This window comes from Bartonella sp. MU70NMGDW, from assembly GCF_042194085.1.
Taxonomy (GTDB): domain Bacteria; phylum Pseudomonadota; class Alphaproteobacteria; order Rhizobiales; family Rhizobiaceae; genus Bartonella; species Bartonella grahamii.
In genome coordinates this window covers 1-952 of sequence record NZ_JBHIMK010000445.1, presented here as the reverse complement: position 1 = coordinate 952, position 952 = coordinate 1, and the positions used below count along the sequence as shown (strand labels likewise).

The 952-nt window shown below is 31.2% G+C and carries 1 pseudogene; it reads right to left on the bottom strand.

The window, feature by feature from the left end:
• Positions 1-841: 841 nt before the first annotated feature.
• Positions 842-952, bottom strand: a pseudogene (locus tag ACFIKE_RS11525) (enoyl-[acyl-carrier-protein] reductase FabI); the annotation flags it as partial.

Genomic DNA, 952 nt, shown 5'->3' with positions numbered 1-952 from the left:
GAATTAATTAAAAATATGTGTTTGCTTGTCACAAGCGGGTTAGTATGTGGATAAAAATTATTAAAAATACTTCTAATAAATCATCTCAGGTGTCAAGGGTTGTTTCAACATTAGAACATGGCAAGTAAAATAACGGTGTTGGTTCGTCATCTGTGTAAACATTAAAATGGTGGTAAAAAAAGGATTTTATGTACTTCACAGGGATTTTTTATACGTTCTACAGGTACCATTGTGAAATAAAATGGCGTGTATTGAGAGATATCTTTAAAAAAAAATACATGCCGGAGCAACAGCTGTAGTGTTTTTAGGCGTTCTATTTTACCTGATACATCAGAGAAATGCTTTCATTAAAGAATAATAGTAAGATTAACGATTGATTTCTTTACGCCTTCATATTCTTCCTAAATTAGATTGTATTTGCGTTTCAAGAATAAATAAAACGGTAGGCAATATTTTTTTCAATCTGGTATACAAAAGCTGAGACTAAGGATTTTAATAATTCTCTAATCTCTGTTTCAAACTGCGGTGGCATGAGGGCTGGATATTGATTTATAAGCAACGGCAAAAGCGTATGCTTTAGTAAAGTAAATAAAGTCATACAATATAAAATTTATCAACCATGGATTGAAGAAGTATTCCGGCTTTTTATAAAATATTTTGCGAAACAAGGCATCGTACATCTGGTTTTGCATTCACTTATTCTTACAAAAACTTGCACAAATACCTTACGTCATATTATTAATAAGTCAATACACTGTTATATAGCTGAGAAAGTATTCAATACCCGACTAAAGAACTATGCACATGATTGATTTTATTTTTTAGTGCAATGAAATAAATTTTATCCTTCTTGGGAATCGTCACTCTTTTTTAGTTCTTCAAGTATTGGCATAGACATGATGTTATAGCCTGAATCAACATAATGGATTTCACCTGTAACACCTGATGATAA